This is a genomic window from Pseudooceanicola spongiae (assembly GCF_014899185.1).
GTDB lineage: Bacteria > Pseudomonadota > Alphaproteobacteria > Rhodobacterales > Rhodobacteraceae > Pseudooceanicola > Pseudooceanicola spongiae.
The window spans coordinates 1,213,923-1,238,299 of record NZ_CP045201.1 but is presented as its reverse complement, the minus strand read 5'-3'; the positions used below and the strand labels follow the sequence as shown (position 1 = coordinate 1,238,299).

Annotated in this window: 20 protein-coding genes and 2 pseudogenes; 10 read left to right on the top strand and 12 right to left on the bottom strand. The window is 58.6% G+C overall.

Features of this window, described 5'->3' with window-relative positions:
- Window positions 1-3 precede the first annotated feature (3 nt).
- The gene (locus tag F3W81_RS05815; protein ID WP_193082694.1) at window positions 4-696 is read right to left on the bottom strand and encodes a response regulator transcription factor; all 693 of its coding nucleotides are present in this window, start codon (window positions 694-696) and stop codon (window positions 4-6) included.
- A gap of 139 nt (window positions 697-835) precedes the next feature.
- Between F3W81_RS05815 and F3W81_RS05810 the strand changes: the two genes are divergently transcribed.
- From F3W81_RS05810 to F3W81_RS05800, 3 genes are read left to right on the top strand one after another with little or no spacing between them, the layout of a single operon-like run.
- Entirely contained in the window at window positions 836-2,209 is a 1,374-nt protein-coding gene (locus F3W81_RS05810; RefSeq protein ID WP_193082693.1) for an efflux transporter outer membrane subunit, read from the top strand.
- Window positions 2,206-3,396 carry an efflux RND transporter periplasmic adaptor subunit gene (locus F3W81_RS05805; protein ID WP_193082692.1) on the top strand — a complete coding sequence of 397 codons (1,191 nt, stop codon included), beginning with the start codon at window positions 2,206-2,208 and terminating at the stop codon, window positions 3,394-3,396. The genes F3W81_RS05810 and F3W81_RS05805 overlap by 4 nt, the downstream gene beginning before the upstream one ends.
- Window positions 3,393-6,476, top strand: a complete 3,084-nt coding sequence (locus F3W81_RS05800) for an efflux RND transporter permease subunit (RefSeq protein WP_193082691.1) — start codon at window positions 3,393-3,395, stop codon at window positions 6,474-6,476. The genes F3W81_RS05805 and F3W81_RS05800 overlap by 4 nt, the downstream gene beginning before the upstream one ends.
- A 921-nt stretch (window positions 6,477-7,397) precedes the next feature.
- Here F3W81_RS05800 and F3W81_RS21235 read toward each other — a convergent pair.
- From F3W81_RS21235 to F3W81_RS05780, 4 genes are all read right to left on the bottom strand, one after another.
- A complete protein-coding gene (locus tag F3W81_RS21235) occupies window positions 7,398-7,553 on the bottom strand; it encodes a hypothetical protein (RefSeq protein ID WP_193082690.1) in 156 nt (51 codons plus the stop codon).
- Between the two features lie 27 nt (window positions 7,554-7,580).
- A complete protein-coding gene (tnpB, locus tag F3W81_RS21230; protein ID WP_456107209.1) occupies window positions 7,581-7,718 on the bottom strand; it encodes an IS66 family insertion sequence element accessory protein TnpB in 138 nt (45 codons plus the stop codon).
- Window positions 7,719-7,744: 26 nt separating this feature from the next.
- The gene (locus F3W81_RS05785; protein WP_193082688.1) at window positions 7,745-7,939 is read right to left on the bottom strand and encodes a hypothetical protein; all 195 of its coding nucleotides are present in this window, start codon (window positions 7,937-7,939) and stop codon (window positions 7,745-7,747) included.
- A gap of 292 nt (window positions 7,940-8,231) precedes the next feature.
- Window positions 8,232-8,912: a hypothetical protein gene (locus F3W81_RS05780; protein WP_193082687.1), complete on the bottom strand. Its 681-nt coding sequence runs from the start codon at window positions 8,910-8,912 to the stop codon at window positions 8,232-8,234.
- Between the two features lie 309 nt (window positions 8,913-9,221).
- Between F3W81_RS05780 and F3W81_RS05775 the strand changes: the two are divergent.
- Window positions 9,222-10,350, top strand: a pseudogene (locus F3W81_RS05775) (IS3 family transposase).
- Window positions 10,351-10,413: 63 nt separating this feature from the next.
- Window positions 10,414-11,426, top strand: a pseudogene (locus F3W81_RS05770) (hypothetical protein).
- 183 nt (window positions 11,427-11,609) lie between these two features.
- Here F3W81_RS05770 and F3W81_RS05765 read toward each other — a convergent pair.
- Window positions 11,610-11,903, bottom strand: coding sequence for a hypothetical protein (locus F3W81_RS05765; protein ID WP_193082686.1), 294 nt, complete (start codon window positions 11,901-11,903; stop codon window positions 11,610-11,612).
- A 74-nt stretch (window positions 11,904-11,977) separates the two neighbouring features.
- A complete protein-coding gene (locus tag F3W81_RS05760; RefSeq protein ID WP_193083664.1) occupies window positions 11,978-13,354 on the bottom strand; it encodes a M20/M25/M40 family metallo-hydrolase in 1,377 nt (458 codons plus the stop codon).
- Window positions 13,355-13,879: 525 nt separating this feature from the next.
- On the opposite strand from F3W81_RS05760, the gene hemA reads away from it, so the two are divergent.
- The 3 genes from hemA to ispG all read left to right on the top strand — a co-directional run bounded on the left by hemA (window position 13,880) and on the right by ispG (window position 18,018).
- Window positions 13,880-15,103 carry a 5-aminolevulinate synthase gene (gene hemA / locus F3W81_RS05755; protein ID WP_193082685.1) on the top strand — a complete coding sequence of 408 codons (1,224 nt, stop codon included), beginning with the start codon at window positions 13,880-13,882 and terminating at the stop codon, window positions 15,101-15,103.
- Between the two features lie 328 nt (window positions 15,104-15,431).
- Window positions 15,432-16,700 (top strand): helix-turn-helix domain-containing protein, encoded by a 1,269-nt coding sequence (locus tag F3W81_RS05750; protein ID WP_193082684.1) that lies wholly within the window; start codon window positions 15,432-15,434, stop codon window positions 16,698-16,700.
- A 184-nt stretch (window positions 16,701-16,884) separates the two neighbouring features.
- Window positions 16,885-18,018, top strand: a complete 1,134-nt coding sequence (ispG, locus tag F3W81_RS05745) for a flavodoxin-dependent (E)-4-hydroxy-3-methylbut-2-enyl-diphosphate synthase (RefSeq protein WP_193082683.1) — start codon at window positions 16,885-16,887, stop codon at window positions 18,016-18,018.
- 4 nt (window positions 18,019-18,022) lie between these two features.
- On the opposite strand, the gene F3W81_RS05740 is transcribed toward ispG, so the two are convergent.
- From F3W81_RS05740 to F3W81_RS05730, 3 genes are all read right to left on the bottom strand, one after another.
- The gene (locus F3W81_RS05740; protein ID WP_193082682.1) at window positions 18,023-18,757 is read right to left on the bottom strand and encodes a thioredoxin domain-containing protein; all 735 of its coding nucleotides are present in this window, start codon (window positions 18,755-18,757) and stop codon (window positions 18,023-18,025) included.
- Window positions 18,757-19,506 (bottom strand): DsbA family protein, encoded by a 750-nt coding sequence (locus F3W81_RS05735; protein ID WP_193082681.1) that lies wholly within the window; start codon window positions 19,504-19,506, stop codon window positions 18,757-18,759. The genes F3W81_RS05740 and F3W81_RS05735 overlap by 1 nt, the downstream gene beginning before the upstream one ends.
- Window positions 19,507-19,585: 79 nt before the next feature.
- Entirely contained in the window at window positions 19,586-20,833 is a 1,248-nt protein-coding gene (locus F3W81_RS05730; RefSeq protein ID WP_226941872.1) for a M48 family metalloprotease, read from the bottom strand.
- 164 nt (window positions 20,834-20,997) lie between these two features.
- On the opposite strand from F3W81_RS05730, the gene F3W81_RS05725 reads away from it, so the two are divergent.
- Window positions 20,998-22,152, top strand: a complete 1,155-nt coding sequence (locus F3W81_RS05725) for a pyridoxal phosphate-dependent aminotransferase (protein ID WP_193082679.1) — start codon at window positions 20,998-21,000, stop codon at window positions 22,150-22,152.
- A gap of 59 nt (window positions 22,153-22,211) precedes the next feature.
- Here F3W81_RS05725 and F3W81_RS05720 read toward each other — a convergent pair whose 3' ends face one another.
- On the bottom strand, window positions 22,212-22,949 hold the full coding sequence (locus F3W81_RS05720) for a helix-turn-helix domain-containing protein (protein ID WP_193083662.1): 738 nt from the start codon (window positions 22,947-22,949) through the stop codon (window positions 22,212-22,214).
- 320 nt (window positions 22,950-23,269) lie between these two features.
- Between F3W81_RS05720 and F3W81_RS05715 the strand changes: the two genes are divergently transcribed.
- Entirely contained in the window at window positions 23,270-23,650 is a 381-nt protein-coding gene (locus tag F3W81_RS05715; RefSeq protein ID WP_193082678.1) for a hypothetical protein, read from the top strand.
- An 88-nt stretch (window positions 23,651-23,738) separates the two neighbouring features.
- On the opposite strand, the gene ilvN is transcribed toward F3W81_RS05715, so the two are convergent.
- Window positions 23,739-24,302 (bottom strand): acetolactate synthase small subunit, encoded by a 564-nt coding sequence (gene ilvN, locus F3W81_RS05710; RefSeq protein ID WP_193082677.1) that lies wholly within the window; start codon window positions 24,300-24,302, stop codon window positions 23,739-23,741.
- Window positions 24,303-24,377: the final 75 nt, after the last annotated feature.

Genomic DNA, 24,377 nt, shown 5'->3' with positions numbered 1-24,377 from the left:
CGGTCACTCCCTGACAAAAACATAGCCAACACCGCGAAGGCTCTGGATCGGAGAGCGCCCGTCGTCAAAGCTGCCGATCTTCTGGCGGATTGATGACACATGCACGTCTACCGCGCGGTCGTAGGCCGCGAGCGGGCGGCCAAGGCCCTGCAGTGACAGTTCCGCCCGTGAAACAGGTCGTCCCGTTTGGGCAATCAGCACATCGAGTATGTTGAACTCGACGCCTGTCAGGGCAACAGGGGTCTCAGCCCAGGTGACGAGACGGCGCTGACGATCCATGCTGAGGGGGCCTTCTCTTTGCACCGTCGACGTCTCATTCGAGACGTTCTCGACAGGCAGGGTGCGGCGCAAAATGGCGCGAATGCGCGCAGCAAGCTCAGCCGGAGAACAGGGTTTGGCGAGGTAGTCATCCGCGCCGAGGTCAAGGCCGGCGATCCGGTCAGCCTCGTCCCCACGCGCAGTCAGCATCAATACAGGTACGGTACTTTCCGCGCGTATGCGGCGCAACACCTGCAGACCGTCGACTTTCGGCATCATGATGTCGAGAACGACGATATCAGCGCGCGCATCCACGATACGCCCGAGTGCCCGCTCCCCATCTGCGGCCACGGTGACCTTGAAACCCTCCTGTTCCAGGTACTCACCGAGCAATCCTGTCAGTTCGGTGTCGTCGTCGATCAACAGAATGGTTGTCATGTCCGGATGGTCCTTTCAGAGGCATGTTAACGTCATGATTTGGCACGGATACCCAGCTTTTAAAAACTTTGCCAAATCTTGACACAACTTTACACCTTCGCGCGGCATACAGTGGCGAGTGAAGTTTCGGAGCCTCCCCATGAAGACTGCCTTTTCCCTAGTGGGTGCCTGCCTGCTCGCCGGATGCAGCGTCCCGCTGATCCGGCCCAATGCCCAACAAACCGTTGCTGAGCAATACAGCACCGCAAAACCTGCTGGCAGTGCGGCGCTCGACGTCAACTGGTGGTCGCGCATCGGTGATCCACAGCTGACAGAGTTGCTGTCTCTGGCACAGACAAACAGCCCTGATCTGCGAAGTGCCGCAGCGAGCGTCATGTCGGCCCGAGCGCAGGCAGGTCAAAGTCGCGCGGATTTCTTTCCGTCAGTCACGGGGCAGGCATCCTCTACAGTAAGTGACAGTGACGCTGGCCGGCGTAGCGAAACGAGCTCGATGCTTCTAGACGCCAGTTGGGAGGTCGATCTGTTGGGCCGGGTTCGCAATGCGTCGCGCGCCGACATCACCCGCGCTGAGGCTGAGGAAATGTCCTACGCTGGCTCTTATGTCTCGCTCGCCGCTGAGGTTGCGGATGACTATGTCGAGTACCGGGCCTGCAGACTTGCTGAAGCGGATTATCGCGAGGCCCGAGCTTCGCAGCAGGAAACGCTGGAGGCGACGCGCAGTCTCGTCGACGCTGGCATGAGCGCGAATTCTGATCTCTCGCTTGCGGGGGCCAATGTGGCAAGCGCGCAGATCAACCTGACCCAGCAGCACGCGGATTGCCAGATCGCAGCACAGAGCCTCGCTAAGGCTGTGGGCGTTTCTCAGGGGCAGATTGATGCGATCCTCGCTAAGGGGGGCGGTCTGCCTAAGGCGAAGCCGTTTCAAGTTGCTGCCGTCCCTGCAGACATGTTGCGCCAGCGGCCCGACGTCATCGAGGCCGAAAAACGCTTTGCTGCCTCTCTTCTGGATCTGAAGGTCGCACAGGCGAACCTTTATCCTTCATTGACCCTTGGCGGCAGTGTCACTCTCTCTGATGCGACGTCTTGGTCTTTTGGCCCTGCGCTTTCCTTGCCAATACTTGATGGCGGCGCGTCCAAGTCCAAGGTTAGGGTTGCGAATGCCGATGCTCTGACGGCAGCAGAAAGCTATCGTTCCGCGGTCCTTACAGCCGTTGCCGAAGTGGAAGGGGCGCTGACGCGTCTCGCCGCTGCGCGAGCCAATGTGGCAAGCGCCGAAAGCCTCGTCCAACAGTATCAGGCCTATTTTGATGCGGTCGATGAGGATTGGAAGGCCGGAGGTGCCTCGCTGCTCGACCGGGAAGAGGCGCGTCGACAGGTGCAGTCTGCTCGGATCACAAGGATCACCCAGCGCAGAACCCTGCTTGGGCAATGGATCACGCTTTACAAGGCAGTGGGCGGCGGCTGGGTGCCACCGACCCAGCTGTCACCAGCAAAATCGAAAGCCGCCACATGACCAGAAAACAAAAACTACTCATTGCTGGCGTTGCCGCAGTCGCCGTCATTGGCGCCTTGGTTTTTATGCGCCCCAAGGATGAAGATACTACCGATGTTGGCACAGCAGAGGTCAAGCAGAGCGCGGCAGCGCTGACTGTTTCCGTGCAAGCGCCTCAAAAGGATGTCTGGCCGTTGGAGGTGGAAGCCAGTGGCTGGCTCGCGGCATGGCAAGAGGTGGTGATTTCGGCTCAGGTCGGCGGTCAAATGATCGTATCGGTCAATGCCGATGTGGGGGATACCGTGGCTGAGAATGACATTCTCAGCGAACTCTCCAGCGGGTCTCTTGAAAACGAAGTCCTGCAACTTGATGCTGCGCTGGAATCTGCGCGCGCGTCACTTGATCAGGCAACCGCTGAAGCAGACCGCGCCCGTCAACTCAGCCAGGGCAGTTCAATCTCGCAGCAGCAAGCGGCTGAATATATTGCAACGGAGCGCAAGGCGAAGGCTGATGTTTCGTCTGCCGAAGCCAAGCTGGCCTCGGCTCAGCTGGACCTGTCGTATACCAAAGTGAAGGCTGTCACAGGCGGCGTGATATCCGAACGCAGCGCTGCGATTGGTGACGTGGCGAGCGCCGGTGCAGAACTGTTCCGCCTGATCCGCGACGGGCGTGTGGAATGGCAGGCCGAGGTGCCTTTGATCCAACTGCGCAACATCGAAGTGGGGACGCCTGTCAGCATTCCCACACCCGTCGGCGAGATTTCTGGTGTGGTCAGGCGCATTGCTCCCACGGCTTCAGAAAGCAACGGACGGGTGATCGTCTATGTGTCGCTGACAGCACCGGAAGGTCCCGGGCAGCCCAAGACCGGGATCATGATTTCCGGCGTCTTCAAGGTCGGTGAACGTGAGGCTCTTTCTGTTCCAGCCTCAGCTGTCGTGATGCAAGACGGGTTCTCCTATGTCTTCACGCTTGTCGAGGGTGAGACGAATACCGTCTCGCGGGTGAGGGTGGATACGGGGCGTCGTCAGGATGACCGGGTGGAGATCACCAGCGAGTTGCCTGAGGACGCGCAAGTCGTGCAATCGGGCGGGGCCTTCCTGTCGGATGGTTCTGTCGTACGGGTGGTCAGCGGCGACGAGGTTTCTGAGGACGCCGACAAACAGGGCGCCTCTGCCAAGGACGACGCGAAGCTGGAGGATGGCAAGTGAACGTCTCAGCCTGGTCAATCCGAAATCCGGTTCCTCCTATTCTGGCCTTCGTGCTGCTCACCGTCATGGGGTTGATGGCTTTCAACCGCCTCGATGTTCAGAACTTTCCTGACATGTCCTTGCCGACGATCTCGATCTCGGCCAGCCTGGATGGAGCGGCAGCGTCTCAGCTTGAGACTGAGGTGGCGCGCAAAATCGAGGATCAGCTGACCGGCTTCGATCAGCTGGATTCGGTCACAACGACAATCACCGACGGTTCGGTGAGCATCTCCGTCGCCTTCCAGGTCGGCAAGGACGTTCAGACCGCACTGGACGAGGTGCAGAGCGCAGTGGATCAGGCCAAGAGTGACCTGCCGTCTGACATGAATGCCCCCACGGTCTCGAAGAGCTCCTTGGCAGGATCGCCGCTGGTCACCTATGTAGTCAGTTCTGACAAGCTCGACGACGCCGAGCTGAGCTGGTTTCTCGACAACGACCTCAAGCGGGCACTTATGGCCGTCGACGGCGTCGGCGAAGTCGGGCGACTTGGTGGCGTTGATCGCGAGATCAGGGTCGAACTGAACCCCTTGTTGCTGAATGGACTTGGGCTGTCTGCCGCCGATGTGAATTCCCGGCTGGATGATGTGCAGCGGGATCTCTCCGGTGGTAAGGCTGAGATCGGCAATGCGTCCCAGTCGGTTCGCGTTCTTGCCGCCTCCGAGAGCGTCGAAGATCTGCGCGCCACGCCGATTCCGCTGCCGAATGGCAGCTGGGTGCGGCTGGATGAGCTTGGAACAATCACGGATACGCACTCGGATCTCAGCTCTCTTGCCTACCTCAACGGCGAACCAGTAATTGCCGCCCAGATCAAGCGGCTTTCAGGTTATTCCGACCTCGCGGTGACCGAAGACATTCGCTCAGAGATGGCTGTGTTTTCTGCCGACCATCCACAGGTGAAGATCACAGAGGCCTACAATACGATCCTGCCGACTGAGCAGAACTATTCCGCCTCCATGGACATGCTCTATGAAGGGGCTGCGATCGCAGTACTCGTTGTTTTTCTCTTCCTGATGGAATGGCGTGGCACACTTCTTGCCGCGATCGCACTGCCGCTTTCGATCATTCCGACATTTCTGGTGATGGATTATCTGGACTATTCACTTAACACCGTGACGCTGCTTGCTCTGTCTCTGGTGGTCGGCATCCTTGTGGATGACGCGATTGTGGAGGTTGAGAATATCGAGCGTCACATGCAAATGGGCAAGCCTGCCTACCAGGCATCGATGGAGGCCGCTGACGAAATCGGCCTCGCGGTCATCGCCACGACTTTCACGCTGATTGCCGTGTTCATGCCAACTGCATTCATGAGCGGTGTCATCGGTATCATCTTCAAGCAGTTCGGCATCACGGCGTCGGTCGCCGTGTTCTTCTCGCTGCTGGTTGCTCGGCTGGTGACGCCTATGATGGCGGCCTACATGATGAAGACCAAGCCAGCCGAAGAGCATAAAGACGGCATGGCGATGAGGACCTACCTGAAAGTGGTCAAGGGGGCGCTGCGGCATCGCTGGGTCGCGGTGCTTGGGGTGATTGCCTTCTTCGGGCTGACAGTGATGATGCTCAGTCATCTTTCGACAGGATTTTTCCCGGCCTCTGATGACAGCCAGACGCAAGTCAAAATCACCACGGCTCCGGGCAGCACTATTCAGGAAACGGACAACATTTCGCGACCCGTCTCTGGCGCACTGGTCGATATCGACCACGTCCAGGCGGTATTCCAGGCGACAGGGTCTGCTTCTGATGGTGGGATGGGCGGCTCTACGACCAGTTCAGTGACATCGGCAACAATCGTGGTTGATCTCACCAATATTGACGATCGTGATATAAGTCAGACGGGCATAGAGGCCGCAATCCGCAGTGCGCTTGTCGACATCCCTGGTGCGCGCATCGAGGTTGGCGCGGGTGGTAACGGCACCGAGCTGCAGATCACCATTGCTGGCGATAATTCAGCGATACTTGAGCAAGCAGCGACAAGCATTGAGGAGGACGTGCGCGCAAATATCCAAGGTATCGGCAACGTCACGTCTTCAGCATCGATTCAGTCGCCCGAGATCGTGATTACGCCCGATCTGGCGCGCGCCGCTTCCTACGGCGTGACCTCCAAGGGGATTTCTGATGCGATCCGGGTTGCAACGTCCGGCGCGTATGACTCCGCGCTCTCACAGCTAAACCTGCCTGAGCGTCAGATCCCCATCCGCGTCACTTTGGCTCAGACTGCCCGCCAAAGTCTCGACCAACTCAAGCTCATCCCCGTCCCTGGGACAAACGGGAACGTGACGTTGGGGGCTATTGCCGAGATTTCGCTCGGCTCGTCACCCTCCGAGATCAATCGTCTTGATCGTTCACGCAACGTGTCCGTGACCATCGAGCTCAACGGGCGAACCCTCTCGGGCGTCAACAGCGAAGTGCAACAGTTGTCGAGCTACCAAAATCTGCCCGCTGGGGTAAGTTTTGTCGAGCAAGGTGACCTCAAGCGGCAATCCGAACTCTTCTCCAGTTTTGGCACGGCGATGATGCTTGGTGTCTTCTGTGTCTACGGAGTGCTGGTCTTGCTGTTCGACGACTTCCTGCAGCCGGTCACAATTCTGATGGCCCTGCCATTGGCTTTGGGGGGCGCGTTATTTTCACTCGTCCTCACGGGCACCAGCTTTTCGATGCCTGCAGTCATCGGTTTGCTCTTGTTGATGGGGATTGTCTCCAAGAACTCGATATTGCTGGTGGACTACGCGTTGACGGCGCGGCAATCCGGTCTGGATCGGTTTGAGGCGCTGGTGGATGCTTGCCACAAGCGTGCCCGGCCCATCATCATGACTACGATTGCCATGGGTGCGGGTATGTTGCCTGCGGCCTTGGGCATGGTCGAAGGGGACTCGAGCTTCCGCCAGCCGATGGCCACGGTGGTGATTGGGGGGTTGGTAACGTCGACATTGCTCAGCTTGCTGGTAATCCCAGTGATGTACACCTTCATCGATGATTTCGAACACTTCGTCACAAAACGGTTTCGGTCATCGAAGACCGCGACAGCGGTGGAGTCGCAGACCTAGCGTTAATTTTAAGTGTTTGGGCAGGTTTTAGCGGCGCCGGTGTGAATGGTTCACACCGGCGTCTTCTTTCGTGGAAACGACCAGCAAAAGATACTTGGCCGTATTTTCCGGCTCCCAACGCTTGACATCCAGAGGAGTAAACTGATCAACTTTGCAGTAACAGGGGGCCGTCCCGCTGGTCGGACCTGTCACGCTCTACCAACCAAATTGAAGTTCGTATTCTATGTCCAAGGGGACGGAAAAGATATCCGTCCCGGAAGCAAGTTTCTTTAGCTTGTCGAGGGAAACGACCATTCACCTCAAGCTCGGGCCGATGTGGGATTGTCGCAGAGATGCCGCATGAATCGTTATCCCCACTTAGCCCACTGAAGTCACGCTGCTCTTACGATTGTGGTCGCGGCGAGGGCATTGAAGCGTTTCATGAGTGGGATCTGAATGCCTTTTCGGCGGTCTGATGACCGGCATCTCTCGCTGCGATGCGCTCCCGAAGACAGTGCATCTTCGCCTTGAGGCGATTTCCTAAATGATATCCAGTCCGGCGTTTCTATAACCCCTGTGCATCGTAACGTGTTGCAAGCAGAGTCTCGTTCCTCGAGGTGCCTTGCCGATGATGCGCTTCGTCGCGGGATTGGTCGTCGCATTGTCCGCCTTGGCGGCCCGCATTTCCTTCTCCACCTCGACCTCGGTCAGCGCGATGGACAGGTCTTCGAACGCCTGTTGCCGCTCATCCTCAGACAGCTTTTCGTACCGCTTGCCATGCAGCGCATGGCTCAGCTCAGCGCTCAGATGCTACTGGCGTTTGGTGACATCCTGAGGGCCGCCTCCTCTTTCAGAAACGCCTGAACCGCCAAGCGTTGCGCGTCGGGAATGGCGGAAAGCTCAACAACAGAGGCAGCAGACATGCCCGTTTTTAACAATCACTCAGACAGAAGCATGCAAAATCAAGGAGCTGATCCATTCTACCGCAGCAGGCGGGCGTGTTTCCAGCGCCTCGAACTGGACATGGTTCAGCGCCATGATCCCGTCCTTGATGGCGGGCCAAGTGAAGCGCGCATCCTCAAGCCTCTTGCAGGCCATCACAAGACCGGTGCCGTCCCGATAGAGCTACTTCAACCGATCCGCCCGGCACGTGCGAAAGACAAACACCGTGCCGGTGAACAGATCCTCGCGCAGCGCAGATGAGACCAGCGCGGCAAGACCATCTTGGCCCGTTCTGAAGTCGACGGACTTAGTCGCCACCATGATCCGCACCCGGATCGACGGGAAGATCACCGGCTTGTCGCCAGGGCGCGAATGATCGATACAATCCGTTCCGCCGAGGTCCCCGCTTCCAGACGGATCACCACCGCGCCCGCGATCATGTCCGGCCGGACCACGGCATCAACGTCGGCACCCGGAGAATCTTCTGCGGAGCCGAGCATCAGCGCCGCGAACGCAACTGGATCATCCGGCGCAGGCAGCACAAGCCGCCCCTTGCGAGCCAGTGTTCGCCACGACGAAAGGTGGTTCGCAGGCGCATCGTGTAGCGGGCGCGCTACTGTTGCGGAGAGCCGAACATCTCCATCGTCGCGCCAAAACCGCCTGATCGTGCTTTGCCTGCGCATCATGGGCTTTGATGCGGCCGAGAAAATCAACGCGTTTATCTGTCAGCGTCGGCTGATCAACGTTTTGGACATCACCACATTTGAGACAACAAAGAGCCATTCTTCCGGTCTGGAACTTGGGACAATTGCTACAGGAATTCGAAAATTATCCTTACAAACGCTCAGCCTGAGTGGCACTTGGCAAGATTTCCGTCGACCAATCAGAGCTCTTCTTTTCGGGAGTAAATTCGCTTGCCAATGTGAGAAGAAGATCTTCAACCTTTGCACACACCTCTGGACGTGACTTCTTGCCACGTAGTTTCCGGGCCAAAGAAGAGGTCTTGTGGGACGCGTCGTCGACCAATATCAGCAGCGCCATTTCGCGCAGTCGATACAGGATTTCTTCTGCGGCATCTTCCGGGAGGGAAGATGACAGGCAGTGCGGCATAGGCACTTCCGAAAGCAGTTCCTTCAGCAAGGACCCATGTTTCGAGGATTCCGCGCGCGCGAGACAGACATCAGCAATGCCTGCCATCTCAGTTAGGAAATCCCTCAGCGTAGCTGGTGCGATCTGAGTGGAATATCCAAGTTGACGTTCGAATGTAAGGCTTTCCATATGCGTAACGTCATATCTTATGTTCAGGCCATCTAGGGAAACGCTCATTGGATCCAACCTGTCACCTGAATGGGCGGCGCTTATTGCTTCGGCGAACAGAACAAGACGAACCAGTTGCTGTGGCGCTACTTCGCAGGAAATGCGCGAAATTCCGTTCCGCTCAGCATCCTTATAGCTAAGTGAGAGCCTCGCGCCGCCACTGTCGCGCATATCGATGGAAAATATCTTTGCCTTCATGAAGCGAGGTATACGGCACCTGCGCTCGGCTTCAATATCAAGTTGAGGGGAGAAACTGGGGTGCGCGGTGACCTGCCCCCCTTCCGTAAAATCCCTCAGACTATCGTACAGTCTGCCCCAACCTCGAAGTTGGAGACATATGAGAGAGAGTCGTATCACCAAGGCGCAGATAATCGGCTTGATCAAGGAGCGGGAGGCGGAGATGCTAGGCGTTCGATCCCACGGTTTGATGGTGAGATCCTGGAATGCCCCCACTGAAGTGGTCCACCTTTTGGGATAGAGTTATCCCGTTTTCAGGAGGACGACGAGATGGCTGGCAAGCGAGAGAAGCCCGAGGATATCGTGCTGAAGCTGCGACAAGTTGAAGTGCTGCAAGGGCAAGGCAAATCAGTTCAGGAGGCCGTGCGGCAAATCGGTGTCACGGTTCAGACCTACTATCGGTGGCGCAAGGAGTATGGCGGCATGAGCCGGGATCAGCTCAAGCGGCTGAAAGAGCTGGAGGCTGAGAATACCCGGCTCAGACGTGCCGTGTCGGATCTGACGTTGGACAAGATGATCCTGGCCGAAGCTGCACGGGGAAACTACTGAGCCCTTCCCGCCGTAGGCGGTGCATCGACCATGTGCGGCAAACCCTCAGCGTATCGGAGCGCCGGGTTTGCCGCACATTGGGTCAGCATCGCTCTACGCAGCGCAAAGTGCCCTGCGGTCTGCCGGACGAAGCCCGGCTAACCGAGGACATCACCGCGCTGGCCGAAGAGTTCGGGCGCTATGGCTATCGCATGATCACCGGCATGCTGAACAACAGCGGCTGGCATGTAAACCACAAGCGCGTCGAGCGGATCTGGCGCCGGGAAGGGCTCAAAGTCCCGCAAAAACAGCCGAAGAAGGGCCGACTCTGGCTCAATGACGGGTCATGTGTGAGGCTGCGGCCGGAGCGCCCGAACCATGTCTGGTCCTATGACTTTGTTCAGGACCGGACCCACGACGGGCGGATCTTCCGCACGCTGAATATCATTGCTGAGTTCACGAGGGAGGCGCTGGTGATCCGGGTCAAACGCAGGCTCAATTCAACGGATGTGCTCGATGCTTTGACGGATCTGTTCATGCCTCACGCGGCCCGCCGGAATACATAAGGTCGGACAATGGCGCAGAATTTATCGCCAAGAAGGTGCGTGCCTGGATCGGTGCCGTGGGCGCAAAAACCGCATTCATCACCCCAGGCTCACCGTGGGAGAACGGCTACTGCGAGAGCTTTAACGCCCGTTTCCGGGATGAGCTGCTCAACGGTGAAGTCTTCACCACGTTACGCGAGGCCCAGATCCTTATCGAACGCTGGCGGCGTCACTACAATACGGTCAGGCCTCACAGTGCTTTGGGATACCGGCCGCCAGCGCCCAAAAGCATCGTCCCGATAGACCAACGACCGACCATGCACTAACATTCAAACTGGACCACTCGATGGGGGCACTCCAATCCTTTCTCAGGCTTGGAAGGAAGCATCATGGGACAAGTTCGCCACGTGAGCGCCACGACAACGCACGCCGTCAGAGCTGCAATGCAGCGGCTCGCTGCCCGGCAGGGTCATGCGCAGCATGGTCCCGAAAGGGGCAAGCATCGCTCGCCCAGCTAAGCGAGGAGTTGGGCAGTGAGGGAGATCAGAAAACGATCCGGGGGATCGTTATCCCGACGAATCCCACGACCGTCGCAAAGTGGCGTAAGCGTGCGACGGTCGAGGACTTGAGAACCGGGCCAAGGGAACCGCGTTCAACTGTTTTCGCTGAATCTGAGGAGGCAATGATCGTCGCATTCGGGCGGCACACGCTGCTGCCGCTGGAGTTCGAGCGTCAACCAAACGATCCGGAGGATCGTTTGGTGCAAAGAACGCCTATTTGCTTTGCAGCCATCGCGCCCACACGATCCTGACGGGTCGAGCCATAGGAGCGCCATGGGTCCGAGCGACAATGGCGAGGGGCATTCAATTCGCCGAGCAGCCTCGCCAGCATACTCACAGCAAATGAGCTATGACATGATCTGCGAAGCAAATGGGATCGAGCACCGGCTGACCAAGCCCAACTATCCTTGGAACCGCGAGGATAAGAAAACAGTCCGTGGAACTGTTTTTCCGAGGGGCGGCCAGGTCGAGCGGATGAACCGAACGATCAAGAAGGGTGAGGCCCCAATCAGATCCGGGGGGTCGGCGACGGCTGAACGTCAAACAATACCATTACGATAGCCATGACCCGCTGCGCACGCACCTCGCCGACTTCATCTTGTGTCGGGGTCAACAGTCCACAGGACTGTCGGCTTCTCCCTCCTCACATACAACTACGCACGCAGGTTAAAGACCCTGAACGGCCTCACGCCCTACAATTAAATCTGCAAAATCTGGACTTCAGAGCCAGCTCGATTCATCATAAATCCAATCCACCAGATGCCGGTACTGAACACCTAGGTTCTCCGGACACCAACAGCGCGTATGTCAAGTCCGATGGGAGACGCACAAAGCCGGAATGACGATCGTAGCAAAGCCGCTAGCGAGCTGGAATTGAGTCTTCAGCGCAGCAGCTGAATAGTCGGTCTGGCGTTACGGTCGTGAATGCAGGTCAGCGTAGGTGTAGCCGTCTGGCCAGATCCCGATCCACAAAAACCGTTTTCGGTGCAAAAGCTGTGTCGTGGCATGTGCCATATGTGCGAGGTCTATCCAAAGGCGGATCGTTTTGTCGCCTTCTTTGAAATAGGGGCGCGAAGCTCGGCTTCGGGGCGAAAGCGGATGATACCTCGACGGACGGTGGAGGAGGGAGTGGCGTGTCCATACACCTCGATCTGTGCCAGTGACCTGATGCCGCCGCGGGCTTCGACGCCAGTCGTGTGGATCACATCATTGATGAACAGGATTTCGCGGCGGACATGCTCAACACCAGAAGATGCCTGCGGTTCGGCTTCCATGGCGGCAATGCGTTGATCGATCTCTTCTTCGATATTCAGGGTCATAGGGCTTGTCGTCCTTGAAAGGTACGCTGCGCAGGATGCATTTGGAAACGCATCCCGCGCAGACCCCGTGGCGATCAGCCCTTGGTCAGTGCATCAAGGACGCGTGCCCAGCTTCTTATTCCTTTATGAAAAGAGTTAAGGTCATATTTCTCGTCGGGAGAATGGATCTGGTCATCGTCCTTGCCAAAGCCGATCAGCATTGCATCAGTGCCGAGAATTTTCTTGAAATGCCCGGCAATTGGGATCGAGCCGCCACACCCCACATAGGCGGCAGGTTCGGGCCATTCGTCCGACAGCGCGCGCCGCGCTTTTTCGAAGGCCGGATCCGTGATTTCCATCTGGCTGGCACTGCTGGCACCATGGGCCTTGAACTCAACCGTGCAATCGTCGGGCAGCATGGACTGAACATAGCTGCGGAAGCTTTCGCGAATGGCGAGGGGATCTTGCGTCCCGACAAGACGGAACGAAATCTTGGCATGGGCCTCGGCAGGCAGCACGGTTTTGAAACCGTCACCAGTATAGCCGCCCCAGATGCCGTTCACTTCGCAGGTCGGGCGTGACCAGATCATCTCGAGCCCGGTGCGATCCTGTTCGCCGGCGGGTGTGCCAAGACCAACTTCTCCGAGGAAACCAGTCTCGTCGAAGTTCAGGCCATCCCACTGGGCTTTGATTTCGGGCGATAGTTCGGGCACGCCGTCATAAAACTGCGGTACGGTGACATGTCCGGACTCGTCGTGCAGACTGGCGATGATTTTGGAAAGCACACGGATCGGGTTCATCGAGATGCCGCCGTACATGCCCGAGTGCAGGTCCTTGGAGGCGCCCCTGATCGTCAGCTCTTCTCCGAGGAGGCCTCGCAGCATGGTTACGATGGCGGGGGTCTGTTCACCAAACATGCCAGTGTCGCAGATCAGTGCAATGTCCGAAGTCAGCTCGGCCGCATTTTCCTTCATGAAGGGCACGAGAGAAGGGGAGCCGGATTCCTCTTCGCCTTCAAAGAAAAAGGTTATCTTGCAGGGCAGGGTGCCATTGACCTCTTTCCAAGCGCGGCAGGCCTCAACAAAGGTCATCAGCTGGCCCTTGTCGTCGGCAGCACCGCGGCCCCGGATGACCTTGCCCTTCGGGGTGTCCTGAACTTCGGGATCGAAAGGATCACGGTCCCAAAGGTTCAGGGGGTCGACGGGCTGCACATCATAGTGGCCGTAGAAGAGGATATGCGGACCGTCTCCGTCGACATGTCCGACCACCATGGGATGACCGGGGGTAGGGCGCTTGCTGGCCTCCACCCCGATCGATTGCAGATCGGCAACAAGCCAGTCCGCAGCGGTTTCGCAATCGCCTTTATAGGCAGGGTCAGTCGAAATGGAGGGGATTCGCAGCAGCTCCAGCAAACGCTCAGTGGCGTTTGGCAGATCTGAATCGATGCGCAACAGGACGGGATCTAGGGACATGGTGCCTCCGGTGTTCATGTTTGCGGGGAAGGTAACAGGCCGAGAGGGCTTGTCCAGCCGGGGTGTTGGAGGAGGTTCACGGCATTTTGATTTGGCTGCGGTGAAGCGGGCTCTGCCGGTCGCGAAGAAGTTTTTCCTGCGATCATCAAGCAAAAGTCCCGCCGTGCGAACCCTGAAGGCCAGCACGACGGGGGCGAAAAAGCCTTGTTCTGAAAAGAGATCGCGCTGAAATACCAAAAATATTGATTTAATACGTCTGTATGTTGTGACTGCCATGCAGGGGTGCCGTAAAGTAAAGACAGATGGAAATGGCGCTCAAAATCAGTTTTTGGCGTTGTTTTCGGCATATTTTCGGGTCGAAGTGTAAAACCTGTGCACAGGTTGACCCAGATCAAGGCGAGGGGGGCGGCAATTTGTAACCTGTCGCTCGGCGGCATGGCGTTTTATTGCCATTCCAAAATAAAGGTTGGGATGCTAGACCTGTTCGGCCCGCACCCCAAAGTAGACTAAGAAAGAGGGTCGCCCGTGACTTACGAAGCCCAACTTGATCAGGCCATCGGCAAATTGCACGAAGAAGGCCGCTACCGCACGTTCATCGATATCGTGCGCCACAAGGGGCAGTTCCCCCACGCTACATGGCGCCGCCCTGATGGGACCGAGCAGCCAGTGACGGTGTGGTGCGGCAATGACTACCTTGGCATGGGCCAGCACCCTGTGGTGCTGAGCGCGATGCACGAGGCAATCGACGCCACTGGCGCCGGGTCGGGCGGCACGCGCAATATTTCCGGCACGACCCTTTATCACAAACAGCTTGAAGCCGAGCTTGCGGATCTGCACGGCAAGGAAGAGTCGCTGCTGTTCACCAGCGCTTATATCGCCAATGACGCGACGCTGAGCACTCTGCCCAAGCTGTTCCCCGGTCTGATCATCTATTCCGATGCGCTGAACCATGCTTCGATGATCGAAGGCGTGCGGCGCAACGGAGGCGCCAAGCGGATTTTCCGTCACAATGACGTCGCTCATCTGCGTGAGTTGCTTGCGGCTGACGATCCCAAGGCACCTAAGCTGATTGCTTTTGAGTCGATTTACTCGATGGACGGCGATTTTGGACCGATCCGCGAAATCTGCGATCTGGCTGATGAATTTGGTGCCCTGACCTATCTCGACGAGGTGCATGCCGTCGGTATGTACGGCCCGCGTGGCGGGGGGGTGTCCGAGCGCGATCATCTGGCCCATCGGATTGACATCATCAACGGTACGCTGGCTAAGGCTTATGGTGTGATGGGGGGCTATATCGCCGCATCCGCCAAGATGTGCGATGCCATCCGCTCTTATGCACCGGGATTCATCTTTACGACATCGCTGCCGCCAGCTGTGGCTGCAGGGGCTGCCGCCTCGGTGGCTCACCTGAAGACGGATCAGGCGCTGCGCGACAAGCATCAGGAGAATGCGAACATTCTCAAAACCCGCCTCAAGGGCATGGGGATGCCACTGATCGATCACGGCAGCCATATCGTGCCAGTGATCGTCGGCAATCCGGTGCACACCAAGATGCTCTCGGACATGTTGCTGCAGGACAATGGCATTTACGTGCAGCCGATCAACTATCCCACTGTGCCGCGCGGGACGGAGCGTTTGCGCTTTACGCCGTCGCCGGTCCATGGTCCGCTCGAGATCGAGAAACTGATCCGCGCAATGGACTCGCTATGGTCCCATTGCGCCCTGAACCGTCAGGAACTGGCAGGCTAAGCAGCCCGCCACTGCCTTGCATTCTGCGCCTCAGAAAATTAGAGCCCGGCTGAAATGCCGGGCTTTTGATTTTGATGCGAAGGGTTCAGCTCGAAGCCGTTAACCATATGGCAAGACTTTATTCGCAAACATTAATTGCAACTATGACGTGAATGGTCCTAAATCGCACCCTGTTTATATGCAGGTTGCGCGGCAAAACGCCTAAATGTAGAGGGGGATCCCTGTTTCCCATCAAATCTCCTTGAAACGTGTTAGCCTCTTGTAAAGAAAGAAGCTGGCTCGAATCGGGGATGATAACGGGTCAGTGGATCGCAGATGGGGCAGCGATATGATTCGGCGTAAGGGTAAGCCTGAGCAGGGCCAAGCCACAGATCAACCTAAAGGATATGATGACTTCGAGATCAAACTCGGGGACATGATGCGTGGCGAGCGTGCAACGCTCGGCAAATCCTTGTTGGATGTGCAGCGTGAACTTCGCATCAAGGCAAACTACATCGCTGCAATCGAGAACTGTGATCCCGAAGCCTTTGACACGCCGGGCTTCATTGCAGGCTACGTTAGGTCCTACTCGCGTTATCTCGGTATGGACCCCGACAGCACTTATAAGAAATTCTGTGCCGAGAGCGGCTTCATTACTGCCCACGGTATGTCGGCGGATGCGTCCTCGCGGCGTCAGGATGCGTTGATCCAACAGGCGAAGACCGCTCCGCGTGACCTGTTCATTACCCCCAATACGCCGTTCATCCCTGCAGGAGAGAGCTTTTTTGCGCGGATCGAACCCGCGGCCATTGGCTCGGGGCTCGTGCTGCTGGCGCTGATCGGCGGGCTCGCTTACGGTGGCTACGCGGTGCTGAACGAAGTCCAGCGCGTGCAATTCGCTCCGGTTGAAAATACGCCTGACGTGCTTGCGGATCTGGACCCACTGGCTGGGGCGACCCGCGTGGTTGAAGATCCTGTGCCGCAAAACAGTGCCAATGCCTCGGGTGTTTTCGCGCCGCCCCGCAACAGCATGGATCGCCTCTATCGCCCCAAAGCTTTGGATGTTCCGGTCGTCGTGTCGCGTGATGCGCCGATCTCTACACTCAATCCCGCGCTTGTCGGCACCTTTATGGCTGACGCCGATACCAGCAGCTCGCCTCTGCCGAGAGCAGGTGGTCAGGGCCAGTCCAGCGAAGATCGTGCCGTTGCTGAGGCTTTGGGGGCCGACACGAAAACGGGGGCATCCGCCAACATGCCGCAGGTTGTCGCCGCCGCCAAACCTGGCGTCTCTCTTGTCGCTGTGCGTCCGGCATGGGTGCGGGTGCAGAGCCAAGATGGCACGATCCTGTTCGAAAAGATCCTAGACGCCGGCGAAAGCTATGACTTGCCAAAGACAGAAGACGCCCCGGTGCTGCGCGCTGGCATGTCCGGTTCGCTCTATTTTCAGGTCGATGGCAATTTTTACGGCCCCGCAGGCAAAGGGACGACTGCCGTTCGCAATGTCGCGCTGTCTGCCGATGATCTGAAGACGTCCTTTGCGTTGGCTGACCTGACCCTTGATCCCGAAGCCGAGCGTGTCATCTCCGTCGCCCAGGCGGATCTTCCTCGGGTCGACTGATCTTCAGATTCGGTTTTTTTGATGCCAGGTCTCTTTCCGGGCTATGACGCGTCTAGTAATCTGGGCTCTAATCTTTTGTCTTCGCCCAAATATAAACTGCATCCGATAGCGTTGCGCCAACGGATTGTTCTCAGCTTGCGGGCGGGTTATGTAGGGGCCAAGCGCCAATTGAGAGGACCCTCCGATGTCGCACAATCCCATTCGCCCTTGGCGTAACATTGAACGGCGCAAGAGCCGCCAGATCATGGTTGGCAATGTGCCCGTGGGCGGTGACGCTCCGATCACCGTGCAGACCATGACCAACACCGACTCCAGTGACGTCAAGGCGACGCTGGATCAGGTCATTCGCGCCGCTGAAGCGGGGGCGGATATCGTCCGGATTTCGATCCCGGACCAAGCGGCCAGCAAGGCGCTGAAAGAGATCACGCGCGAAAGCCCGGTGCCGATCGTCGCGGATATCCATTTCCACTACAAACGTGCGATTGAAGCGGCAGAAGCGGGTGCGGCCTGTCTGCGCATCAACCCCGGCAATATCGGGGACGCCAGCCGCGTCCGAGAGGTGGTGAATGCAGCGCGCGATCATGGCTGTTCGATCCGCATCGGTGTCAACGCAGGCTCGCTGGAAAAGCACCTGCTGGAGAAATATGGCGAGCCTTGCCCTGCCGCCATGGTCGAGAGTGGGATGGATCATATCCGCATCCTGCAGGATCATGATTTCCATGAATTCAAGATCTCGGTGAAGGCGTCTGACGTCTTCATGGCGGCGGCGGCCTACCAGCAGCTGGCGGATGCCACGGATGCACCGATCCACCTCGGGATCACCGAGGCGGGCGGGCTGATGACCGGCACGATCAAGAGCGCTATCGGCATGGGCAATCTGCTGTGGATGGGCATCGGCGATACACTGCGCGTCAGCCTCAGCGCCGATCCCGTCGAAGAGGTCAAGGTCGGTTACGAGATCCTCAAGGGCCTCGGGCTGCGGCATCGCGGCGTGAACATCATCTCTTGCCCGTCCTGCGCGCGGCAGGGTTTCGACGTGATCAAGACCGTCGAGGCTTTGGAGAAGCGGCTTGAGCATATCAAGACCCCGATGAGCCTCAGCATCATCGGCTGCGTCGTCAATGGCCCGGGTGAGGCGCTGATGACAGACGTCGGCTTCACGGGCGGTGGCGCAGGCGCTGGTATGGTTTATCTGGCAGGCAAGCAAAGCCACAAGCTCAGCAATGAGCAAATGGTGGATCATATTGTCGAGCAGGTTGAAAAGCGCGCCGCGGCGATTGAGGCTGGAGCTGTCAAGGATATGGCAGCGGCCGAATAGCCTGTCAGGGCCTGGCGAGGTATTTCGATAGCACCATCGCCGGCATGTGGCCGCGGATCAGCATCCGCGGCATCACGTAACTGGGCGCCGTGTCGAGACCCAGGCTGTTGAACATCCTTGCCTCCTGAGTCAGAGCGTCCATCGTCGCAGGAGCGTCTGCGGCAATGCGCAGGGCCTCTGGATCGTGTCCGAGGCTGCTGAGAACTGAGGCCAATGCCACATCATCAGTCGCCCCCATCTTATTGACAGCACTGCGAAAATCCTGTGCGGCGGCGGCTCCTGCCACGTGGGCGATCACGTAGGACAGGCGGTCGGGCAAGGCAGTGGTAAGGCTGCGCAGCTCTACCCTCAGGCCGGGCGTTTGTGCGACGAGATCTTGCAGTTCTGCTTCGGCGCGGGCGCATTCGGTGCAGTTCAGTTGCGTGAACAGAGCAAGCTTTGCGCGGCCCTCCGCCCCAAAGCCCTGAGGCGTGGTCCGGAACAGATCATCCGAGAGGGCCGTAATGCGTGACAGATCCGTCTCGATCTCAGAGCGGAGCGGCGAAAAGACAGCGTCAGATCTCAGCTCCGCGCCCCGTGCCAGCGCACTGGCCAGGATATCGGGTTCGTCGTGCAGCAGCATCCGCAGCTCTTCGTTGAAGAGATAGGGGTTCTCCTCAAAGGCATCCTGAAACGGCTCTGCCGTCGCTGAGAGCGGCAGGCAGAAGAGGGAGGCCAGCAGGGCTGCGGGTGCGCGCATTACTTGTCGCGTGCCTCGGCCACCAGCTGCTGCATCCCGGCCAGGGGAACGTAACCACGCAGCATCGTTTCGGGCAAGATGAAGGTCGGCGTGCCGTTGATTTGCAACTGCTGTGCAAGTGCGTGGTTCTTGGCAATCACGCTGGTTACTTCATCGCTGTCCATGCGCGCAAGAATCGGCTGCGGATCCAGATCGAGGCCCGACAGGATGCGGGTCATCGCGGTTTCGTCAAAGCCCCCCTGATAGGCCATCAGAGCGTCGTGCAGATCCTTGTAGGCGTCATCGCCGGCCTCAAGCTGCGTGGCGATCGCCAGACGCGATGCGGTCACCGACTCCTCTCCCAGGATCGGGAATTCCTTCAGCACGAAGCGGATGTTCCCGTCGCCCTTGACCAGATCCTCAACCTCTTGAAAGGCCTTGCGGCAATAGCCGCAGCGATAGTCCATGAACTCGACCAGCGTGATATCGCCATCTGGATTGCCACCGACCCAGGAATGGTCGTCGTTGAAAATCTCGGCTGCATTGTCGGCGACCAGATCAACGTCGGCCTGTGCCTTCTGATCCGCCTGTTTGGACTCCAGGGACTGCACGGCCTCCAGAATGACCTCAGGATGCTCCATCAGATAGGCGCGGACCTCTTCGCGGAAATCGGCGCGCTCGGCCTCGCTCATCTCGGCCTGAGCGGCGAGGGGAGACAGGGTCAGGGCGGCAGCCCCGGCAAGCATCATCGAACGGAAGGTCTTGGACATTGAAGGGGTTCCTTACTTGGGGTCGTCGCGGGGCGTCATGCGTAATGTGGGGCCTGTTTGCCAGACCTGCAAGCGCGCGTTACTCGATGGTATTCTTTGCCGCATTGAGCACATCCTGCGCCCTTTGCCAACTGGGTGAGCCCGTGGGCAGCAGGTCCGATGCGCGCTGCGCCTGAATGCGCGCATCCTTCATACGCCCCGAGATCGCGTGATATTCGGCGACTGTCAGCGCGGCATTGCCGGGTTGGTTCAGCTGGGCATAGGCCGATCCGAGATCGCGCAGCACGGCGCCGTTGCGATAATCCCCCGCCCGGGCGCGTTCCAGCACCGGCAGCGCCTGTTGCAGCCTCTGTGCACCGCCCTGCACCACCATCGCATGTCCCAGCGAGGCAAGGATCAGCGGGTCTTTCGGTGCGAGGTCGGCGGCGCGTTTGTAAGCCGCTTCAGCTGCGGCAAACTGACGTCCTTCCAGCAGGATCTGCCCTCTCAGCTCAAAATACCATGGGTCGTTGGGGCGGATCGCCTGCGCGCGGTCAAGCAGGGCAATCGCACCCTTCCAATCGGCCTCACGGTGCTTGGCGATGGCAAGGCGCATGTATGTGATGTCCTGTGCGACGCTCTCGTCGGCCCGTCCACGGGTCCATTTGGGCGCACGCAGAAACGCTGAGAGTTTCCCACGGGCACGATCATACCAATAGGTGTCCTCACTGCGGTCCGAGGTCGGTTTCAGCCCGTAGGTGCCCGCGAGGGCCGTCAGGCGGCGCAACCTGTCACGTGAGAGCGGATGCGAGCGCACGTAGGGATCCTGACGCCCCTCGCTGATCAACTCCTGTCCGGCGAAAATCTGCGTGACATCCAGCGCGCCCTGAGTGCCAAGACCCGCCAGCGACATGAACCGGATACCGCTCTGATCGGCGGAGCTTTCTTCGGCCTGGCTATGCGCGAAGTAGGACCTTTGCGCCGAGCTGGCGACGCCGAGTGCCGCCATTCCCAGCTTGCCATTGCCGGTGCCCGCTGCCGTGGCGACAGCCAGCGCCATGCCAAGCCCTGCCACCCGCGAGATATGCTGAGCGTTGAGGGCGCGGCTGGTGATATGGCCGTTGACGATATGGGCGGCCTCATGGGCAATGACAAACTGCAGCTCTGCCGCAGAGGCGGTGCGCAGGATCATCCCCGCATTGATATAGATTGCGTTGTTGTCGATCACGAAGGCATTCAGGGACTGATCATTGACCACAAGAATGGGGGTCGCGCCGGACAAACCTGCCGCCGTCAGTACCGGACGCGCCATTCGGTTCAGCGCATTTTCGATGTCGGGGTCGCGCAACAGCGATACTGCTTGTGCGGGAAGGGCGAGCATTGCCAGACAAACCGCTAAAACTGTGCGCAGGCGCACTTGATAGCTCCCCATGGCACTCACCCCCTCCATTGACCTTACCAGCTAGGACTGTTGAAACCATAGGTGATGCGAAGCCACAATCGGAGATGCCCATGAGAGTTTCAAGTCGCGGCGATGTCGATCCCTTTATCGTGATGGACGTGATGACGCGGGCCAGAGAGCTGGAAGCGGAAGGCAGGCGGATCATCCACATGGAGGTTGGCCAGCCCGGCACTCCGGCCCCCAAGGGCGCGCGCGAGGCGCTTAAGAGCGCTCTGGAGAGCGAGGCTCTGGGATATTCCGTGACCCTGGGTCTGCCAGCGCTGCGTGCGCGCATCGCGGCGCTTTATGGTGAATGGTACGATCTGGACCTGAACCCGGACCGCGTTGTCGTGACGACGGGATCTTCGGCGGGCTTCCTGCTGAGCTTTGCCTCGCTGTTTGATGCGGGTGCGCGGGTTGGTATTGGTGCACCCGGCTATCCGTCGTACCGGCAATTGCTCAAGGCGATGGATCTGGAGCCGGTGATCCTGCAAACCACGCCGGAAGCCCGCTATCAGCCGCGTCCCGATGATCTGCGCGGGCAGGGCTTGCAGGGCCTGATGATAGCCTCTCCCGGCAACCCCTCGGGCACGATGTTGTCCCGCACCGCTCTCAGCGATCTGATGGGGGCGGCGGCAGACGAGGGGATCAGCCTGATCTCTGATGAAATCTACCACGGCCTGCATTACGAAGACCGCGCGGTTTCTGCTCTGGAGATCTCGGATGAGACCTATGTGATCAATTCGTTCTCAAAGTATTTCAGCATGACCGGTTGGCGGGTCGGCTGGATGGTTGTCCCCGAGGCCCATGTGCGACGGGTTGAGCGGCTGGCCCAGCATATGTTCATCTGCGCGCCGACAGCCAGTCAGGTGGCCGCGCTCGGTGCGCTGGACTGCCATGAGGAATTGCAGGCCAACGTGGCCGTCTATGCCCGCAACCGTCAGCTGCTGCTCGAGCATCTGCCACAGGCTGGCTTCACGCGCATTGCTCCGCCGGATGGTGGGTTCTACGTCTACGCCGATGTGCGGGATCTGACGCAGGATTCTCGTGTTTTCGCCCGTGAGATCCTGGAGCAGGCAGGGGTTGCGGTCACCCCGGGCCTCGATTTCGATGCGACACGTGGAGCGGGGACCCTGCGGTTTTCCTATGCCGGCGCAACGGAAGATCTTGAGGAAGCCATGCAGCGCCTGAAGACTTTCATGGCAAAACGCCCTGTCGTCGTCTGATCTGCCTGTGACGTGATACCAGCCGCCCGGCGTGACTGCGGGGCGCTGGTATCGGGGCCTTAACGAAACGGGTGCTCCATCCGCAACAGGCGGCGGTGGAAGGGCGGGATCTGGTCGTTTTCGATCAACCCGGCCTCGCGCGCAGTCCTGAGGATCGCACCGGTATTCTTGCCCAAGTGCTCATATACCATACGCGACGCCCGCGGCCCCGAGATCGCTTCCCGGATCGTGCGGGTGATGTAGCCTTCCCAGAAGTTGTTGTCGAAGGTTGCCACTTTCGAGAGGAAGTTGAACGAGCAGGTGATGGCCCCACGCCGCGCGATCAGGGCGGCAACCCCTTCTTCCTGCGCCAGAAAGATGCCCCGGAATTCCCGGCTCTGATTGTCCTCGGGCAGACCCTGCTGGCGCATGGCCTCGCGCGCCTCAAAGCCACGCACAAAGGTAAAGCCATCCTTGCGGTACACCAGAACCAACCCGAGGATCGCCTTGGAGCCGTCGATGAAGCTCTGCCGGGTAAAGCGGTAAAAGCCGGATGGCAGCAGAGACTGGTCAAAATTGGTGGCAGACTGACCGAGATAGCTGGAAATCTCCGGATGGTTCAGCAAATCGCGGCTGAGGGGTTTCACCGCGTCGACAGGCTCCAGCAGGATCCGGGCGTCCGTGCCGAAGAACTGACAGATCCGATGCAACACATCCGGTCGGGGAAAGCTCTCGCCTGACAAATATCGGTTAAACTGGGTCCGGTTGATGCCCAACTCACGGCACAAACCTGCAACCGAAGGGTAGCGCGCGCTCATCTGACGCAAATTGGCGCCAAAAATATTCCGGATCTCGACGGGTTTCAGTGCGGATTGATCGGAACTCAGGCTTGAATCACTCACTCATCACCATCCCGGTTGCGAAAACATGGCGAAGCTTCATGTTTTAACCACCCTTTAAGGTCTTGTTTTTATGACCATGACGCTGAACCACGTCAGACATGTATCTATATAACGTCATTTTTTGAACAAGGCGACACAAAATCTGAAATGGCGACACGGAAACAGTCATGTGAAACAGAGAGGAAGTGAACCATCCTTTTAAGAAGATTGGTGCCGATAGAAATCGGGAGGTGTGAATGTTTGGTGTGGTTTTATGGAGCGCGTCTGACGACAGCAAAGCAGTCGTCTGGTGCGAAGATCATGGGGATCTTGCATTTTTGAATGCAGAATCAAGGGGGAAATCACCGGATCTGACAGGGCTTGCGCAGGGGGACCTGCTGCAGTTCGATCTCGAGGAGTTTGGGGACATGCGACTCGTGCAAAACGCGCGTCTTGTGGCCGAAGATCACGACTCCACGTTGGCCCGACGCCTCAAGGATATGGGGCGCTCTGCTTCATCCGCGACAGTAGCGCCGCGATCCGGCTCGAACAGCGAAGGACATAGCTCTGTTGTGGTGGCTTTTCCCGGCAAGAAAACACCGCGCAGGCCCGGACCGCGTCTTCGGCACATTTCCTGAAGCACTCATCGCGGGGCACAATGTATACTGAAAAGAGCCGCGCAGTTTCCTGCGCGGCTCTTTCAACATTCTGCGCGTGGGATCGGGTTCAGTCCTCGCCCCGGCGCAGCGCTGCTACGCCTGTACGCGCAACTTCGGACAGGCCTATGGGGCGCATTAGGTCAGCAAAGGCGTCGATCTTGTCCGGTGTTCCGGTCAACTCAAACACGAAGCTGCTGAGCGTACTGTCCACCACCTTGGCGCGGAAAATGTCGGCCAGGCGCAAGGCTTCAACACGCTTTTCGCCCTCGGAGGTGACCTTGATCAGGGCCAGTTCACGCTCAACCGAGGGGCCCTCTACCGTCAGGTCATTGACGGTATGGACCGGGACAATACGCCCCAGTTGTGCCTTGATCTGCTCAATGACCTGAGGCGTGCCCCGCGTCACGATTGTGATACGGCTGAGGTGCCCGGCGCGGTCAACCTCCGCCACGGTCAGGCTGTCGATGTTATATCCACGGCCGGAAAACAGCCCGATCACGCGGGCTAGAACCCCTGCTTCGTTGTCGACCAGAACAGCAAGCGTATGCTGTTCGACCGTGTCGGAAAAGGTCGGGCGCAGGTTGTAGGCGGAATGCTTGTTCGCGCCTTTTTTGATCTGTAATGCGTTCATTTGCCTATCCTTTTTGATCGCTGATCCTGGAGTTTCGGCCTCGCAAAACGGGGAGATCCCCGCACTGCGGCGCCG

Coding starts and splice junctions, on each gene's coding strand:
- F3W81_RS05815 (WP_193082694.1), bottom strand. CDS start 696: ATGACAACCATTCTGTTGATCGACGACGACACCGAACTGACAGGATTG.
- F3W81_RS05810 (WP_193082693.1), top strand. CDS start 836: ATGAAGACTGCCTTTTCCCTAGTGGGTGCCTGCCTGCTCGCCGGATGC.
- F3W81_RS05805 (WP_193082692.1), top strand. CDS start 2,206: ATGACCAGAAAACAAAAACTACTCATTGCTGGCGTTGCCGCAGTCGCC.
- F3W81_RS21235 (WP_193082690.1), bottom strand. CDS start 7,553: ATGGCCTGCAAGAGGCTTGAGGATGCGCGCTTCACTTGGCCCGCCATC.
- tnpB (WP_456107209.1), bottom strand. CDS start 7,718: ATGGTGGCGACTAAGTCCGTCGACTTCAGAACGGGCCAAGATGGTCTT.
- F3W81_RS05780 (WP_193082687.1), bottom strand. CDS start 8,912: ATGAAGGCAAAGATATTTTCCATCGATATGCGCGACAGTGGCGGCGCG.
- F3W81_RS05765 (WP_193082686.1), bottom strand. CDS start 11,903: ATGACCCTGAATATCGAAGAAGAGATCGATCAACGCATTGCCGCCATG.
- F3W81_RS05760 (WP_193083664.1), bottom strand. CDS start 13,354: ATGTCCCTAGATCCCGTCCTGTTGCGCATCGATTCAGATCTGCCAAAC.
- F3W81_RS05750 (WP_193082684.1), top strand. CDS start 15,432: ATGATTCGGCGTAAGGGTAAGCCTGAGCAGGGCCAAGCCACAGATCAA.
- ispG (WP_193082683.1), top strand. CDS start 16,885: ATGTCGCACAATCCCATTCGCCCTTGGCGTAACATTGAACGGCGCAAG.
- F3W81_RS05740 (WP_193082682.1), bottom strand. CDS start 18,757: ATGCGCGCACCCGCAGCCCTGCTGGCCTCCCTCTTCTGCCTGCCGCTC.
- F3W81_RS05735 (WP_193082681.1), bottom strand. CDS start 19,506: ATGTCCAAGACCTTCCGTTCGATGATGCTTGCCGGGGCTGCCGCCCTG.
- F3W81_RS05725 (WP_193082679.1), top strand. CDS start 20,998: ATGAGAGTTTCAAGTCGCGGCGATGTCGATCCCTTTATCGTGATGGAC.
- F3W81_RS05720 (WP_193083662.1), bottom strand. CDS start 22,949: ATGAGCGCGCGCTACCCTTCGGTTGCAGGTTTGTGCCGTGAGTTGGGC.
- F3W81_RS05715 (WP_193082678.1), top strand. CDS start 23,270: ATGTTTGGTGTGGTTTTATGGAGCGCGTCTGACGACAGCAAAGCAGTC.
- ilvN (WP_193082677.1), bottom strand. CDS start 24,302: ATGAACGCATTACAGATCAAAAAAGGCGCGAACAAGCATTCCGCCTAC.